The sequence below is a fragment of the Microbacterium sp. A94 genome, assembly GCF_051842855.1.
Lineage (GTDB): Bacteria > Actinomycetota > Actinomycetes > Actinomycetales > Microbacteriaceae > Microbacterium.
In genome coordinates, this window is sequence record NZ_JBPXMU010000002.1 from 677,485 (window position 1) to 692,233 (window position 14,749).

The following is a 14,749-nucleotide window of genomic DNA, read 5'->3' on the forward strand; positions in this document are numbered from 1 at the left end:
TAAGCACTGAGTAAAAGGCGGGCATCTCTTCGGAGATGCCCGCCTTTTGCGTTGGTGCTGGCATCCTCCTGGCGACGCGTGCCAAGATGACCACGACGCGGCTCACTCCGGGCTGGTCCCGAACGGGAGGAACTTCAGATGCAACTCGCCATGGTCGGACTCGGCAGGATGGGCGCCAACATCGTGCGGCGGTTGATGCTCGATGGGCACGATTGCGTCGTCTACGACGTGAATCCGGATGCTATCGCCGCACTCGTCGCGGAGGGGGCCACGGGCGCAGACAGTGTGGCCGACCTCGCCGCCAAGCTCGAACCGACCCGCGTCGTGTGGATGATGGTTCCCGCCTCGCTCACCGGAGCCATCGCTGAAGAGGTCGCGGCGGTTCTCGATGCCGGCGACATCCTCATCGACGGCGGCAACTCGAACTATCGTGACGACGTGCGCCGTGCGGCCACACTGCGTGAACGCGGCATCGAGTATGTCGACATCGGCACCAGTGGCGGCGTTTTCGGGCTGGAGCGAGGCTACTGTCTGATGGTCGGTGGCACGGAAACGGCCGTCGATCACATCGAGCCGATCCTGCGCACGATCGCGCCCGGCCCGGGCGACATCGAGCGCACGCCCGGCCGCACCGGCGACCTCGCACCCGAGGAGCAGGGATTCCTGCACTGCGGCCCCGCGGGCTCTGGCCACTTCGTGAAGATGGTGCACAACGGGATCGAGTACGGCATCATGGCCGCGATCGCCGAGGGGCTCAACCTGCTCAAGAACGCGGATGCTGGAGTGCGCGAGGCCGAGCACTCCGCAGAGATTGCCCCGCTGGAGGAGCCGGAGTTCTACCAGTTCCCGATTGAAACCGACAAGGTCACCGAGCTGTGGCGTCGCGGATCGGTTATTTCGTCCTGGCTGCTTGATCTCACGGCGGCCGCGCTGCAGGAGGATCCCACGCTGGATGGCCTGGCGGGTCGGGTTTCAGACTCGGGTGAGGGCCGCTGGACAGTCAAGGCTGCGGTCGACGTGGGCGTGCCCGTGCCGGTGCTTGCCTCAGCGCTGTTCGGACGGTTCGCGTCACGTGACGAGGATCAGTTCGCGAACCAGGTGCTGTCAGCGATGCGCCTGCAGTTCGGTGGGCACAAGGAGCTGCCAGCAGGCGATGTGCTCGAGGCCGGCGCGCGCAAGGCCGACGCCGGCTGAGGTCGTGGCAGCGTTCGGTCAGCGCCCGAGCTTCTCCGCGCACGGCACGCAGTGCTCGGCGAACGGACGCACCCGCAGACGCGCGAGCGGGATGCGTTCGCCGCAGTTCGCACAGACGCCGTAGGCGCCGGCATCCATTCGCGCGAGCGCGTCATCGACCTGCTGCAGTTCTTCGCGAGCACCCTCGAGCACGCCGCTGAGGCGGGACCACTCAGCTGACAGCGGCACGCCCTCTGGATCATGTTCGTCATCGTCGCTCTGACTGCTGCGATCGTGGGTCAAAGCGGTGAGCGTGCTCGCAATCACATCGGTGCGATCGCTTGCCTCACGGCGCAGCATTTCAAGCAGGGTGCGCAGCTCACTGTCGGTCATGCTCATACCCTAGGGCGCGTCATGCGCCTTCCGGTCATTCAACCCGCTCACACGGTGACCGATCGCCCTCCGGTGTTCGCCTGCCGACCAGAGTGACGACCCTGCACGTAGGCCGAAGCGTTTACGCCCTGGCGCGTGCGCGCCCTCTTCGAGGGGATGGCGTCGACGAAGGCATCCACCTGGTCTTTGCGGGAAGCGAGCACGAGCGCCGTGCCGGTGCCGGAGTCGTCGATGATCACCGCGCGGCTCTCGGTGATGCGCTCGGCCGCGCCGATGCCGAAGCCGCGGATGAACCCGCTGCGCGCTCGGCGCTTCGCACTCTCGGGATGCCGTAGGTATCGCTCGCGCTCTCGTTTCCACCAGGCCCGCATCGCGACCATCGCCTGCACCTCAAGGCTCGCGGTGAGGCGTTTGGCCTGCTCGACGTCGGAGGCGAAGCCGATGAGGTACAGGATCATCCCGGTCGCCGCCTCCGAGTACATCGGACGGATCGTGCCGAGCGCGATACCGATGCCGGCGCCGAGCTCACGGATGTCGCGCGCATACGACCCGGTGAACAGCATCCGCTCCTGAATGATCTCTTCCCGCGCCTGCCCATTCTTCGCGCGTTGCGCATCGAGCCGGGCCTGCTCGATTCCGTACTTCACCATCAGCCGCTCGGCATGCTCGGTGAGGGCTTCAGCCTCTTCCGGCGTCGTGCTTTCGGCCTTCGCCAACAGTTTGCTGATCAGGTCGATCTTGGCTTCGCTCATTTTCGTCTCCTCCGTCTACGATGCCGACCAGTATCCAGCGGGGGTCAGACGTTGAGAGCTCACCACTTGCGAGTGGGCGGTTGTGGCTCAATTTCAGCGCAAAACAGCGCAAAACAGCGCCACAACTGGACACTCGCAAGCTGTAGGGGAGGGGACGCGGGAGTTAGCCGAAGAGGAGAGTTAGAACCGTCGAGCCGCCGCCGATGAGGATGAGCGAAGCGATCGTCACCCAGGCAATGATGCGCATGCGCCTGTTGCGGGGCTCGCCGAGCGATCCGTAGTCCTCTTCGTTGTCCTTCACCTCGGCCAGCTCGCTCACGCGAGGCCCTCGACGCCGCTGGCAGCAACAGGCTCCGTGACGGTCGGGCCGAAGGCCGCCGGCAGCGTCGCCTGCGAAGTCGCACGCAGCTCATCCGCCGAAACAGTGAACAGCCCGGTCACCTCGAGGTCGGCAACGCTGTCGGTCACGCCGATGCGCAGCACCGGGTATCCGCGGCCCTCGCACAGGCCCTGGAACTTCACATCATCCTCACGCGGCACCGTCACGATGACGCGGCCGGTCGATTCCGAGAAGAGGGCGGATGCCGCATCCACCCCGTCGCGCTCCATCAGCTCGGTCAGCCACACGCGAGCACCGAGGCCGAAACGCATGACGGCCTCGGCAAGAGCCTGGCCGAGGCCGCCCTCCGAGAGGTCGTGCGCCGAGGAGATCAGCCACTCGTCGCGGGCTGCAGCAAGCAACCCCGCGAGGTTCTTCTCGCCGGTGAGATCCACCTTCGGAGGCAGGCCGCCGAGGTGCTGGTGCACGGTATCCGCCCACGCCGAACCGGAAAGCTCAGTCGAGGTCGTGCCGAGCAGGTAGATGTTCTGGCCCACGTCCTGCCAGCCCGAGGGGATGCGGCGTGAGACGTCGTCGATGATGCCGAGCACGCCGACCAACGGGGTCGGGTGGATCGGAGTGTCACCGGTCTGGTTGTAGAACGAGACGTTGCCGCCGGTGACCGGGGTGCCCAGCTCGAAGCATCCATCCGCCAGACCGTCGACGGTCTGTCCGAACTGCCACATGACCTCGGGGTTCTCGGGGGATCCGAAGTTCAGGCAATCGGTGATTGCGGTCGGGGTCGCACCCGTGACGGCGACGTTGCGGTACGCCTCAGCGAGAGCCAGCTGCGCACCCGCGTACGGGTCGAGCTGGCAGTAGCGGCCGTTGGCGTCGGTGGAGACCGCGAAGCCGAGGCCGGATTCCTCATCGACGCGGATCATGCCTGCGTCGTCGGGGAAGGCCAGAGCGGTGTTGCCCATCACGTAGTAGTCGTACTGGTTGGTGATCCAGCGGGTGTCGGCGAGGTTGGGCGAGCCCACCAGCGCCAGGAACTGCTCACGCAGCACGTCGGCGTCGTCCGAGCGGGGCAGCAGCTCAGCAGCATCCGCCTGCAGTGCGTCGATCCACGTCGGGTAGGCAACCGGACGGTCGTAGACGGGGCCGTCGACGGCGACCGTCGACGGGTCAACATCGACGATGCGCTCGCCCTGCCAGTCGATGATGAGGCGGCCGTCGCCGGTGACCTCACCGAGCACGCTGGTCTCGACCTCCCACTTGGCGACGACCTCGAGGAAAGCATCCAGCTTCTCGGGCGCGACGATCGCCATCATGCGCTCCTGCGACTCCGACATGAGAATCTCTTCGGCAGTCAGCGAGGGGTCGCGCAGCAGCACGTTGTCGAGCGAGACGTGCATGCCGGAGTTTCCGTTGGCTGCCAGCTCGCTGGTCGCGCACGAGATGCCGGCAGCGCCGAGGTCCTGGATGGCCTCGACGAGCTCGGCCTTGTAGAGCTCGAGGCAGCACTCGATGAGCACCTTTTCGGCGAAGGGGTCGCCAACCTGCACCGCGGGGCGCTTGGTCGGGCCGCCGTCGTCGAAGGAATCGGATGCCAGGATGCTCGCGCCGCCGATTCCGTCGCCGCCGGTGCGGGCACCGAACAGGACAACCTTGTTGCCGACGCCGGTGGCGTTGGCGAGCTTGAGGTCTTCGTGGCGGAGCACGCCGACCGCGAGCGCGTTGACCAGCGGGTTCGCCTGGTAGACGGAGTCGAAGACCGTCTCGCCGCCGATGTTCGGCAGCCCCAGGCAGTTGCCGTAGAAGGAGATGCCACTGGTGACACCGTGCACGACGCGCGCGGTGTCAGGGTGGTCGATCGCGCCGAAGCGGAGAGCATCCATGACGGCGACCGGGCGTGCGCCCATCGAGATGATGTCGCGGACGATGCCGCCGACGCCGGTAGCCGCGCCCTGGAACGGTTCGATGAAGGAGGGGTGGTTGTGTGACTCGGCCTTGAAGGTGACCGCCCAGCCCTCGCCGACGTCCACGACGCCGGCGTTCTGGCCCATGCCGACCATGAGCCGTTCCTTCATCTCTTCGGAGACCTTCTCTCCGAAGCGGCGCAGGTAGTTCTTCGACGACTTGTAGGAGCAGTGCTCCGACCACATCACCGAGTACATCGCGAGCTCGCCTGAGGTGGGGCGGCGGCCGAGGATCTCTTTGATCTTCGCGTACTCGTCGGGCTTGAGTCCGAGCGCCGCGTACGGCTGCTCCTTCTCCGGGGTCGCGACCGCGTTCGAGACGGAGTCGGGGACGTGCTTCACAGTCGCGGGGGCAGCAGCAGCTTCGGGGGTCACGCGCACTCCAAGATCAGGGCCGGCGGGGCATCTCCAGTCTACTTGCGTAGCGGCGGGTGGTGAGCTGGGGGAGGAGGCCGGTCGCTGGGTGGCTGCCCGGGCTGCCCGGGCTACTCGGTCGTTGCGGTCTGCCCGGTCACTGCCCGCGCATAACTCCTGAGAAACCGGCGGATTTGGGCGGATTTGCTGGGAATAGCCGCCGGACCTGCCCGAACTTCAGGAGTTATGAACGGAAATGAACGCGCACCTCGCAGCTCGCAGCTCGCAGCTCGCAGCTCGCAGTGCCGCAGCGCTCAGCTCGCAACGCGCAGCGCAGCTCGCAGCGCGCAGTGCCGCAGCGCTCAGTACCGCAAGGCCTCGCGGGCGAACATCACGATGAGCGGATCATCCTCGCCCCGGCGACGGCGGCGAGCAGACAGTTCACCCAGCTGATCGAGCACCTGTTGCGCCCGGAAGGTCGCGTGACCGATGTCCTGCCGTGTGAACCGCCATCCCGTAGACGACCGCCAGCCGCACACCTCAAGCCCGAATGCGACGGTGCGCCAGCGCTCATCGTGTGGTGTGCCGTCTGCGATCGCCAGCAGATGCAAGACTGCCGCATCCGTCTCGGCGTCACTGAGCTTCCGCAACAGTCCGCCTGCGACGAGACGCAACTGACTTTGCGGGTCACCCAGTGCCTTCTTGGCCGCAGTGCTCAGCAGCAATCGTCCCTTCTGCACGCGCACGAGCCCGATGCGCTGGGCGGTCTCGCGCAGATTGGCCATCGGCGGTGTGAGGTCTTCACGGTTGCCCTTGCCGATCCAATCGTCGAGCCACCCGAGTTCGGTCATGCCGTCAAGGACAGTGGCCGGCGGCATCCACCCCGCCGTTGTCAGGGCGAGGCCATTCGCGCCGACGGTCTGCATCAGCCATCCGAATGGCCGGATAATGCGCGCCGCAGTCTCAGCGTCGATCTCATTCGGCTCGAGCACGCCGGTGCGATGAAGGTGTTGACGCAGCTCAGAGCGGATGGGTGGCGGCAGTACCGATGCGAACTCGGCGATCGGCGACGCCTCGTGCACATCTCCGGGACGCCGGTGCGCTTCGATCTTGACGATTCCCGACATGTCGTACGGTGCGATGCCGGACTCGCCGGGGTTGAACAGGAGATTCAGCTCGGTCTGCACGCCGATGAGGTCGAACATCCCGGGGTCATGAGGCGCCCACGGTCCGACTGTCGTGTGGATCCAGTCAGTGATGGATGCATGTTCCGGATGCTGCGGATCAGCAGCAATCGCGAGCTTCTCGGCGTAGCCGTGCGGGCCTCCGGAATCTTCGAACGGTCCGCGATTCGCGCCGTCAACGAGCACGACCGCCGTAAGCGCGGAGTCGGAGGGGAGTTGGTCGATGACGTCGAGCCGATGTATCCAGCCGTCGCCGAAGTCGTACTCATACCAAAGCGGACCGCCGCCCTGCAGAACAACGCCGACCGTGAAGTCCTCCTCGGAGAGGGCGCCTTCTGCGGTGTCTTCGAAGTCCGGGGATTCCCAGCGCCTTGCCTGGCCCGGCAGCGCAGGCGCAAACGGGTCGGCGTCAGTGAAGGCGTGTAGGTGCGATTCGCGCCACCCCATGATCGTCTGCAGCGCGAGGTGCAGCATCCGCAGCCGGGCGGTTCCTTCGATGTCGAATGTGCGCCAGATCTCGGGCTCGCTGCCGATGAGTGTCACGCGCAGGCGGTAGCGGGTCATGTGTCGAGCGTAGAGGGGAGCTCCGACGTTGAGCGCCTTCGCCGGGTGGCTGCCCGGGTGGTTGCCCGATTGACCCGGTCTGCCCGATCGACCCGGGCTGCCCGGCCGATGCCCGCGCATAACTCCTGAGAAACAGGCGGGTATGGGCGGAAACGGGCGGATTTGCCGGGAATAGCCGCCGCGCCCGCCCGAACTTCAGGAGTTATGAACGGGAATCAACGCGACCGCCCAACGACCCGCCAGGTGAGCGGAACGATGCCGCCGAGAGCTGCGATCTTGATGGCGTCGCCGATCAGGAACGGCACCACGCCGAGTCCGATCGCCGTGATGATGTCGACGCCGAGGAATGCCGCAAGCCACGGAACGCCGAACGCATAGATCGTCAGCGATCCGAGTGCCGCGAGCCCGAGCGTCGACAACACGGTGCGGGCGGAGCGGCGGCGTGCGAGGGCTCCGACGAGCAGGGCCGCGGCGACGTAGCCGGCGATGTACCCGAACGATGAGAATGCCCAGCCGGATGCTCCGTGCGCGAACAGCGGGATGCCGAAGAGTCCGAGCGCAAGGTAGATGCCCGCGCTCGCGGCGCCTCTGGAGGGCCCGAGCGCCACGCCGGTGAGCAGCACGGCGAAGGTGGCCAGCGAGATTGGAACGGGAGTGAACGGCAGCGGGATCACGATGTAGCCGGAGACCGTGATGAACGCGGTGCCCAGCAGCGTCAGGGCGGCGCTGCGCGCGCGGGTGCCAGCGACGAGATCGGCCAGCACGGGGACGCGGGTGCGGGTGGCGGATACGGACATGGTTCCTCCTGATTGACATCCTGAACACTGTTCACCTGAACGATGTTCAGTACACTAGCAGGATGAACGCACCCCTCCGCTATGCGAAGCCCGACGTCGTCGCGGCAGCGATGCGCGTGCTCGCCGAGAACGGCCTGCCCGGTCTGTCGATGCGTCGCATCGCCGAAGAGCTTGAGGTGCAGGTCAGCGCGCTGTACTGGCACTTTCCGAACAAGCAGGCGCTGCTCGCGGCCGTGAGCGCGCAGATCGTCGATACCCCGGAAAGAGCCCCAGAATCGGATGCCGCGGCAGGGCTCGCCGCGATCGCGACAGCGCTGCGCGACCGGCTGCTCGCTCATCGCGACGGCGCGGAGATCGTGTCGAGCTCGCTCGCTCTCGGCCTTCTCGGTCTGCCCAGCAGAACGGCCCTCATCCAAGCTGCGGGCGGCCTGGGACTCGACGACGCATCCGCGCCCATCGCCGCCGACACGCTCGTGCACTTCGTGATCGGCTACACGTTCCACGAGCAGCAGCGCCTCTACGCCGCCGTGGTCGGTGCGGCGGATGCTTCGGTCGACCTCGATCCCGCCAGTGTGAACGAGCAGACGGATGCCTTCGGTGCCGGCCTCACGATGGTGGTCGCCGGCGTTCAGGCAAGCGCCGCCGTACAGGCAAGCGCCGCCGCGCAGGTAAAAACCACCGCGTCCTCGCGTCCGCTCGAGTGAGCGGACGCGAGGACGATTTCGGGGCGGGGCTAGCTGCGGTCGTCGCGGAGACCGCGGCCGGTCAGTCCGTCAGCCCGTATTGCTGAAGAAGCTGCCCGACCACAGTGTTCTCGACGTGCTTGTGCACAACATGCTTCCCGATCTTGCCGCCGGGAATCTCGAGCTCCTTGCCGTCGCGCAAGCGTTCGACGGCCTTGAACAGCGCACGGACGTCGTACGTCGAGTTGAACACCTCGGGGACGCCGCGTTCGACGTCGAGCAGTGTGTACACGGCCTCCATCGAGGTGCGCACCGAGTACTCGGTGGTGAAGATGCAGTCGCGCTCCTGCGACTGGGCGAACTGACCGATGAAAGCGAAGTTGGTTGAACCGCCGGGGATGACGGCCGGACGGTCACTGTGTTTGCGAGGCATGAAGAATGCGGTCACATACGGCATCATCACCGGGACGGTCTTCGCTCCCGTTGCGGCGAGCTCGTCGATCTGATCCACGGGAACGCCCATGTGGTAGAGCCATTCCTGCGTGATCTCCTCGCCGGTGCAGTCTTGCATCGGCTTCTTCACGTAGTCGCCCTCGTTCTCGGGGAACAGGCCGTAGACCCATACGACGATCTGGTCCGCCGGCTGCTTCTTGAAGTGCGGCTGCCGGTTGACGGTCCACGACATGAGCCAGTTCGAATCCATGGCCGTGACGATTCCGCCGGTAACGACCTTGCCGCTAAAGGGATCGCGCTTCGAGATCTTCTGGATGTACTCGGGGATGCGCGCATCGAGGGTGGTCACGGTGGCGGATTCCCATTTGGTCTCCGGGATATGCGCGCCGAACACGTCGGGGTTGCCGAAGGACTCGTCCTTGGCGGCGATCCGGCGCCAGAGGTCCCAGGCGGGGGCAGGTCCCGTGTTCAGCGCCGCGGGGGTTTTGTGGTCTCCGTCGTTCGAGTTCTCGGTGAGCGACCCGATCGTCATGAACAGCAGGTCGTCGGTTGTGAGATCAATCTGCTTTTTCTCACCATGCTCGACGAGGTGGATGCGCGTCGCCTGCTTGCGCACTTCGTCCTGCTCGATCGCGAAATCGACGTCGGTGATGACCGTGCTGTAACGGAAGACCACGCCCTGCTCTCGCAGCCAGGTGACGATGGGCATCACGAGGGATTCGAACTGGTTGTACTTGGTGAACTTCAGGGTGGAGAAGTCCGGCAGGCCCTTGATCTGGTGGATGAAGCGGTGAAGGTACAGCTTCAGCTCCAGCGCGGAGTGCCATTCCTCGAAGGCGAACATGGTGCGCCAGTACAGCCAGAAGTTGCTGTCGAGGAACTCCGAGGTGAAGATCTCGTTGATGCGTTTGTCCTCCATCTCTTCCGGCAGTGCCATGAAGAGGCTGGAGATCTCCTTCTGCGCCTTGTCGCTCAGGTTGAATTTGAAGTCTGTTCCGCCGTCTTCGCCCTGGTTCTTCGTGGTGCGTCGGAGCGTGGAGTTCGGGTCGTCTCTGTTAAGCCAGAAGAACTCGTCGAGAACGCTGGCACCCTCGATCTCGAGCGAGGGGATAGAACGGTACAGGTCCCAGAGGCATTCGAAGTTGCTCTCCATCTCGCGTCCGCCGCGGATAACAAAGCCCTTATCGGGAATGTCGAGGCCATCGAGGGCGCCGCCGGGAAGGGCCTGCTGCTCGAAGATGGTGATCTTCGATCCGTCCATCTGAGCGTCACGGATGAGGAATGCTGCGCCGGCGAGCGCGGCGAGGCCGGACCCGACGAACCATGCACGCTTCTCATCCACGCCCGCGGGTTTGCGCGGTTTGGCGAAAGCTTCGTAGTTACCGCTTGTATAACGCATCAAATCTCCCCCTGAGGTCAACGGTGTGCTTACGCTCGTAAGCTATCGCGATGGGGGTGCAAGCGGTCGGCTCGGCCGTGATTTCATCCTTCTCATCACCCGGTCCTCAACCCGGGCGGCTGCCGCTTCACCCGGCTGGGATCGGAGGGCGGAGGCGGCCTATTATGCGTCGGCTCCTGCGGGGTTCTCGGGCGCAACCGGACGGCCGACGACCGGCCCACCTGCATGCGGCGGAACATCACCCGTTGCCGCCGCCTGCACAGGCACCCCATCCCACACCGTGCGATCAGCGAGGAACGCATTGCCTGCCCACTGCGCCGGGGCCACTGCGGTGTTCCACTGCTCCTTACCGAACGCGACGATGCCCAGCCACACCGGCGGAATCAGCCAGAAGGCGACGAAGCCGGTCTCCTTGCCGAGCTTCATGCCGATGCGGTACGCGGCCACGCCGCCACCGACGAAGAGCGCCAGCGAGAAGATGAAACCGATGCCGATCCAACTGAGCAGGATCGCTCCGCCGAAGCAGTAGAGCACGAGCCACGGGCTGAGGTCGCCGAGCTTGAAGAACACCATGAAGTTGTATACCGGGACCCAGGCCTTCCACGTGCCCTGCACGCCCGCTTTTGCGAAGACTTTCGACATGAAGAATGCCGTGACGACATAAACGAGTGCGCCGACGATGACCATGCCGACGAGTGCTGCCATGTATGCAGCGAGCATGCCAGAGTAGATGTCCATCTTTTCCCCTAACGAGACACGTGAAACAAGCTGTGTCCAGTCATGCAATCAGGAGGCGCTCACAGATCGCTCACGCGCACGCACAGCTCCTCACACGCACGCACAGCTCCTCACGCGCACGCATCGCGCCGGTCATCGCAGTGGTGTGAGCGTTCTGTGAGCGCACGGTGCTGAAATGTGTTCAGAGGCTGGAATTCACGGGGGGAACATCATGGGGAGCACAATGACCCGCAGATCTGTACCGACGCGTATCGCTGGGGGCGCGCTCGCCGTCGTCACCGCTGCGATGCTGACGGGATGCTTCGCCAACCCGCTCGACGCGATCGTGGAGAATGCGACGCAACAATCGGCGCAGAATGCGGCGGAAGACATCATCAAGCAGGTGACCGGCGGCGAGGCTGGGATCGACATCGGCGAGTTGCCGGCTGACTTCCCCGAGGAGATCCCGCTGGTCTCCGACAACATCCTTCAGAGCATGACGTTGCCCGAGGGCACGATGGTGATTTTGGATGATTCGCGCGGCATAGACGAGGTCGCCGCACAGGTGAAGGCGGACTTCGCCGACTGGGAGGAGGTCGCCTTTGTCGACATGGACCAGATGGTCAGCGCCGCTTATAAGAAGGGGGAGATAAACGTCAACGTGGCCCTCCTGCAGGGTGCGGATGACGAGCCGACGAGGGTGAGCTATATCCTCCCGAATCCAGAGGCGGAGTAGCCACGGCCGACCACAGCGTCATCGACTGACCCGCCGGTGCAGAGTGGTCGGGCTGCCCCAGCGTCAGCCAAATATCGGATGCCGTAGACCGCATCCCGAGCGTCTCGGCCTCGTGCGCGATGGCGTCGAGTGCGATGAGATCGCCGGATGCTGTCGCCACAGCGTGGCGCATGATGAAGCCGAGCAGGCCGCCGTGGCCGATCGCACTGGCCTCGTCCAGCAGCGCGATCGCATCGCTGAGCACGTCGCTGAGCGTGTGGGCATCGCTGGCGCCGCCCGGCGCCCGCACCGATCCCACCACTTTCGCTGCACAGTGCGCCAGCAGTCCGGCGAAGTAGGTGTGCTGGGCCTCCAGCAGCCAGCGCGCCGAATCCACGAGCATCCGTGCTGCGGCATCGCTACGCCCTGCCGTGTTCTCGCGCCATGCATCCGCCCATGCCCGCAGCATGACGACCTTCGGATCGGTGTCGGCGGCGGAAGGGACGGCATGGAATCGGGCATCCGCTTCCTCGGCGTGACCGGCAGCAAGCGCTGTGGCGCCGGCGAGGGCAAGTGCCGCGGGCAGTAGCCCGGAGGTATCGCGCCACTTCAAATGCACGGCAGCCGAGGCTGCCCCTTCGTACGCATCGTGCACATTGCCGCAGAGCAGGTCGATGAGAGCCAGCCCATACTCCCAACTGCCGAGGGCTTCGGGGGCGTGCACGTCGGTGTCGGCGATGGCCCTGTCGAAGCGGCGCCGGGCCGCTGTGATATCGCCGGTATTCGACAGTGCCATGATCGCGATGAGTTCGATGAGTGATGCGCCGCCGGGAACCAGCGCGATGATCTCGGCCGGGGCCTGGTGCAGCCGTTGCAGGGTCAGGGTGGCCTCTTCGAGGGGGCCGGTGACGACCGCGGCGTTCGCCGCGGTGATGAGACCGCGCACGGCCACGGCGTTGGTGGTGTCTCCCGGGGCGTCTGCGATTTCACGCGTCTGCCCGGTGATCACTGACCAGCGCAGCGCATCGCGTTGCAGGTGGGCGATCTGACCCGGGTCGTCGATCTCGCTGAGTGCCTGCTCGATGATGGCCAGCGCCGCGGGCGCGTCGTGGTGACGCAATCCGACGTGCTGCGCGTGTGCGAGCGCCGCTGCGGTCTGCTCCTCCGGCGTCGTCGCCGTGCGAGCAGCAGTCGCGAAGTGTGCGGCCGCCGCATCAGACTCGCCCAGCATGGATGCGGCGATCCCGGCGATCCGGTGCGCGGCGGTGTTGTCGGGTTCGAGGTCGATGACCGCTGCCGCCGCGCGCAAGGCGAGGCGCTCGTCGAACGCCCCGAGTGCGTACTGCGCGAGCTCCAGGGTGGGGGCGACGTCGACAGGTTCACCGAGATCGAGCGTGAGAATGTGCGCGTGGCGGCGGACGGCGGGGAATGCGGCGGCTTCGTCGCCGCGGAGCACAGCAAGCACCTCGAGTGAGAGTTCGTGCCAGAGAGCATCGCTGCAGCGGCCGCGGAGGAACTCGCCGTCGAGCGGATGCGAGAGCCGAAGCCACCCCGGGGCGGAATAGGCCACGACACCTGCCCGTGCCAGCATCCGTCGCTCGGTGTCTTCCAGTGCGGAGACCGGGTACTCCCCGGCGATCGCGATCTTCGCGGCCGTCTCGATGCTGGCCTGATCGAGGCCTTCGAAGCGCTCGCCAACCAACTGGGTGAGGCGCTTCGTCGAGGCGGGCTCGTCCTGCAGTTCCCACCCGTGGTCGGTGCGGACGAGGCGGTTCTCGTTTACCGATGCGGTGAGGATCTCGCGCAGGTGCAGCGGATTGCCCTGCGCGAGCGAGAAGATGCGGGGTCGGCAGGCGGGGGTGAGCGCGCCGCCGATGGTGTGGAGGACGAGCTCATCGGCGTCGGCGGAGGTGAGCGGTTCGACGGTGATCTCAGCGATGTCGCCGCTGTCGTACAGGGCACGGATGCCGTCGGGGGCGCCTTCGAGATCGGTGGCGGTGAGGAGCATCGGCATGCGCGAGTTGCGAATGAGCTGGCTGATGACGAAGAGGGATGCCTCGTCGAGCTGTTCCACGTTGTCAACCAGGAGCACAGTGGTCGAACGGTTGCGGGTGAAATGGTCAACGAGGGCGGCGGGAGTTATCCATTTCTCGGGGAGGATGCCGGCGAAGATGCCGAGCGGCACGGCATAGCTGAGCGGCGTCGCGATCAGCAGTGAGACCGTGCAGCGCTGCGCTTCGAACTGCGCACGGATGGCGCGCAGCAGGTGCGTCTTGCCGATGCCGTCCGGCCCGGTCAACAGCGACGTACGCCCACCCCGAACGATGCCCGCGAGAATATCGGGCTGATTCGAAGTGATGGAGTGCACCGGGGTATCGGCGATCTCGACGTCAACCGCGCCCGCGTGCGAGTGGGCGACCGTCGCGCTAGAAAGGCGCAGCAGCGACTCGGGAGGTTGATCTTGCAGCACCCCCAGGTGTAGTCGGCTGAGTTCGCTGCTCGGCTCGACGCCCAGCTGCTCGGCGAAGATCGTGCGTGCGCGGGAGAAGGCGTCGAGTGCCTCCTGGATGCGCCCGTCGCAGTACAGTGCCGCGATCAACTGGCTCCAGTGGCGCTCAGCCAGTGGGTTCGCCTCGAGCAGCGCATGGAGCTCGGAGATGACCGGAGCGCTGCGTCCGAGGGCGAGTTCGAGGTCGATGCGGTCTGCCATCGCGGCGGCCCAGAGCTTTTCGAGGCGCACGGATTCGGCGCGCAGAGCGGTGAGGTCGTGCAGGCCCGAAAATGCCGTTCCGTGCCAGAGGTCGAGTCCGTCGCCGATCAGGGTGGCGGCCTGTGAGAAGTTGCCCGCGGTCAGCGACATGCTCCCCTGCTGCACGAGCTGCTCGAAGCGTGCAGCATCCGTCTGGATGTCTGCCGGATCGATCCGGTATCCGCCATCCGCCCATTCGATCTCGATCGGCACCGCCGAGCGCAGCCGGGAGACCCGGGCCTGCAGTGCATGGATCGGGTCGCGGGGCGGAACGTCATCCCACAGCTCATCGATCAGCCGCTCTGCCGAGAGGGCGCGACCGCGAGAGACGACCAGGCGCGCGAGGAGTCCGCGTTGCTTTGCACCGCCGAGCGGGTGCTCGCGGCCGCGAGTGCTGGCCTTCACGGCGCCGAGAACGGACACGTCAAGCACTGCTTCACCCCTCCCCCTTGAGCTTGGGGTCACCATAGCAGTGGGGTGGGTGGCGTGGAGGAGTGTGACGGGTCTGCGGATCA

The 14,749-nt window shown here is 65.8% G+C and carries 12 protein-coding genes; 3 read left to right on the top strand and 9 right to left on the bottom strand.

Annotation, left to right across the window (positions count from 1 at the left end; all coding sequences use genetic code 11):
* Positions 1 to 138 precede the first annotated feature (138 nt).
* A complete protein-coding gene (gene gnd, locus ACSU1L_RS09150; RefSeq protein WP_439255521.1) occupies positions 139 to 1,194 on the top strand; it encodes a phosphogluconate dehydrogenase (NAD(+)-dependent, decarboxylating) in 1,056 nt (351 codons plus the stop codon).
* Between the two features lie 18 nt (positions 1,195 to 1,212).
* On the opposite strand, the gene ACSU1L_RS09155 is transcribed toward gnd, so the two are convergent.
* The 6 genes from ACSU1L_RS09155 to ACSU1L_RS09180 all read right to left on the bottom strand — a co-directional run bounded on the left by ACSU1L_RS09155 (position 1,213) and on the right by ACSU1L_RS09180 (position 7,518).
* Complete coding sequence (locus ACSU1L_RS09155) at positions 1,213 to 1,566, bottom strand: TraR/DksA family transcriptional regulator (RefSeq protein WP_439255522.1); 354 nt, start codon at positions 1,564 to 1,566, stop codon at positions 1,213 to 1,215.
* A gap of 47 nt (positions 1,567 to 1,613) precedes the next feature.
* Positions 1,614 to 2,318, bottom strand: coding sequence for a DUF2786 domain-containing protein (locus ACSU1L_RS09160; RefSeq protein WP_439255523.1), 705 nt, complete (start codon positions 2,316 to 2,318; stop codon positions 1,614 to 1,616).
* Between the two features lie 163 nt (positions 2,319 to 2,481).
* Positions 2,482 to 2,637: a hypothetical protein gene (locus tag ACSU1L_RS09165; protein WP_438252553.1), complete on the bottom strand. Its 156-nt coding sequence runs from the start codon at positions 2,635 to 2,637 to the stop codon at positions 2,482 to 2,484.
* A complete protein-coding gene (gene purL / locus ACSU1L_RS09170) occupies positions 2,634 to 4,994 on the bottom strand; it encodes a phosphoribosylformylglycinamidine synthase subunit PurL (RefSeq protein WP_439255524.1) in 2,361 nt (786 codons plus the stop codon). The genes ACSU1L_RS09165 and purL overlap by 4 nt, the downstream gene beginning before the upstream one ends.
* A 341-nt stretch (positions 4,995 to 5,335) precedes the next feature.
* Entirely contained in the window at positions 5,336 to 6,721 is a 1,386-nt protein-coding gene (locus ACSU1L_RS09175) for a plasmid pRiA4b ORF-3 family protein (protein ID WP_439255525.1), read from the bottom strand.
* A 215-nt stretch (positions 6,722 to 6,936) separates the two neighbouring features.
* Positions 6,937 to 7,518 carry a biotin transporter BioY gene (locus ACSU1L_RS09180; RefSeq protein ID WP_439255526.1) on the bottom strand — a complete coding sequence of 194 codons (582 nt, stop codon included), beginning with the start codon at positions 7,516 to 7,518 and terminating at the stop codon, positions 6,937 to 6,939.
* A 62-nt stretch (positions 7,519 to 7,580) separates the two neighbouring features.
* On the opposite strand from ACSU1L_RS09180, the gene ACSU1L_RS09185 reads away from it, so the two are divergent.
* Positions 7,581 to 8,222: a helix-turn-helix domain-containing protein gene (locus ACSU1L_RS09185; protein WP_439255527.1), complete on the top strand. Its 642-nt coding sequence runs from the start codon at positions 7,581 to 7,583 to the stop codon at positions 8,220 to 8,222.
* Between the two features lie 61 nt (positions 8,223 to 8,283).
* On the opposite strand, the gene ACSU1L_RS09190 is transcribed toward ACSU1L_RS09185, so the two are convergent.
* On the bottom strand, positions 8,284 to 10,053 hold the full coding sequence (locus tag ACSU1L_RS09190; RefSeq protein WP_438252558.1) for an oleate hydratase: 1,770 nt from the start codon (positions 10,051 to 10,053) through the stop codon (positions 8,284 to 8,286).
* 162 nt (positions 10,054 to 10,215) lie between these two features.
* Complete coding sequence (locus tag ACSU1L_RS09195) at positions 10,216 to 10,791, bottom strand: large exoprotein (RefSeq protein WP_439255528.1); 576 nt, start codon at positions 10,789 to 10,791, stop codon at positions 10,216 to 10,218.
* Between the two features lie 223 nt (positions 10,792 to 11,014).
* On the opposite strand from ACSU1L_RS09195, the gene ACSU1L_RS09200 reads away from it, so the two are divergent.
* Positions 11,015 to 11,506, top strand: a complete 492-nt coding sequence (locus ACSU1L_RS09200) for a hypothetical protein (RefSeq protein ID WP_438252560.1) — start codon at positions 11,015 to 11,017, stop codon at positions 11,504 to 11,506.
* On the opposite strand, the gene ACSU1L_RS09205 is transcribed toward ACSU1L_RS09200, so the two are convergent.
* Entirely contained in the window at positions 11,427 to 14,666 is a 3,240-nt protein-coding gene (locus ACSU1L_RS09205) for a BTAD domain-containing putative transcriptional regulator (RefSeq protein ID WP_439255529.1), read from the bottom strand. The genes ACSU1L_RS09200 and ACSU1L_RS09205 overlap by 80 nt on opposite strands.
* Positions 14,667 to 14,749: the final 83 nt, after the last annotated feature.

Bases quoted from the DNA above. Each gene is read 5' to 3' on its own strand.
- gnd (WP_439255521.1), top strand. From the start codon at position 139: ATGCAACTCGCCATGGTCGGACTCGGCAGGATGGGCGCCAACATCGTG.
- ACSU1L_RS09155 (WP_439255522.1), bottom strand. From the start codon at position 1,566: ATGACCGACAGTGAGCTGCGCACCCTGCTTGAAATGCTGCGCCGTGAG.
- ACSU1L_RS09160 (WP_439255523.1), bottom strand. From the start codon at position 2,318: ATGAGCGAAGCCAAGATCGACCTGATCAGCAAACTGTTGGCGAAGGCC.
- ACSU1L_RS09175 (WP_439255525.1), bottom strand. From the start codon at position 6,721: ATGACCCGCTACCGCCTGCGCGTGACACTCATCGGCAGCGAGCCCGAG.
- ACSU1L_RS09180 (WP_439255526.1), bottom strand. From the start codon at position 7,518: ATGTCCGTATCCGCCACCCGCACCCGCGTCCCCGTGCTGGCCGATCTC.
- ACSU1L_RS09185 (WP_439255527.1), top strand. From the start codon at position 7,581: ATGAACGCACCCCTCCGCTATGCGAAGCCCGACGTCGTCGCGGCAGCG.
- ACSU1L_RS09190 (WP_438252558.1), bottom strand. From the start codon at position 10,053: ATGCGTTATACAAGCGGTAACTACGAAGCTTTCGCCAAACCGCGCAAA.
- ACSU1L_RS09195 (WP_439255528.1), bottom strand. From the start codon at position 10,791: ATGGACATCTACTCTGGCATGCTCGCTGCATACATGGCAGCACTCGTC.
- ACSU1L_RS09200 (WP_438252560.1), top strand. From the start codon at position 11,015: ATGACCCGCAGATCTGTACCGACGCGTATCGCTGGGGGCGCGCTCGCC.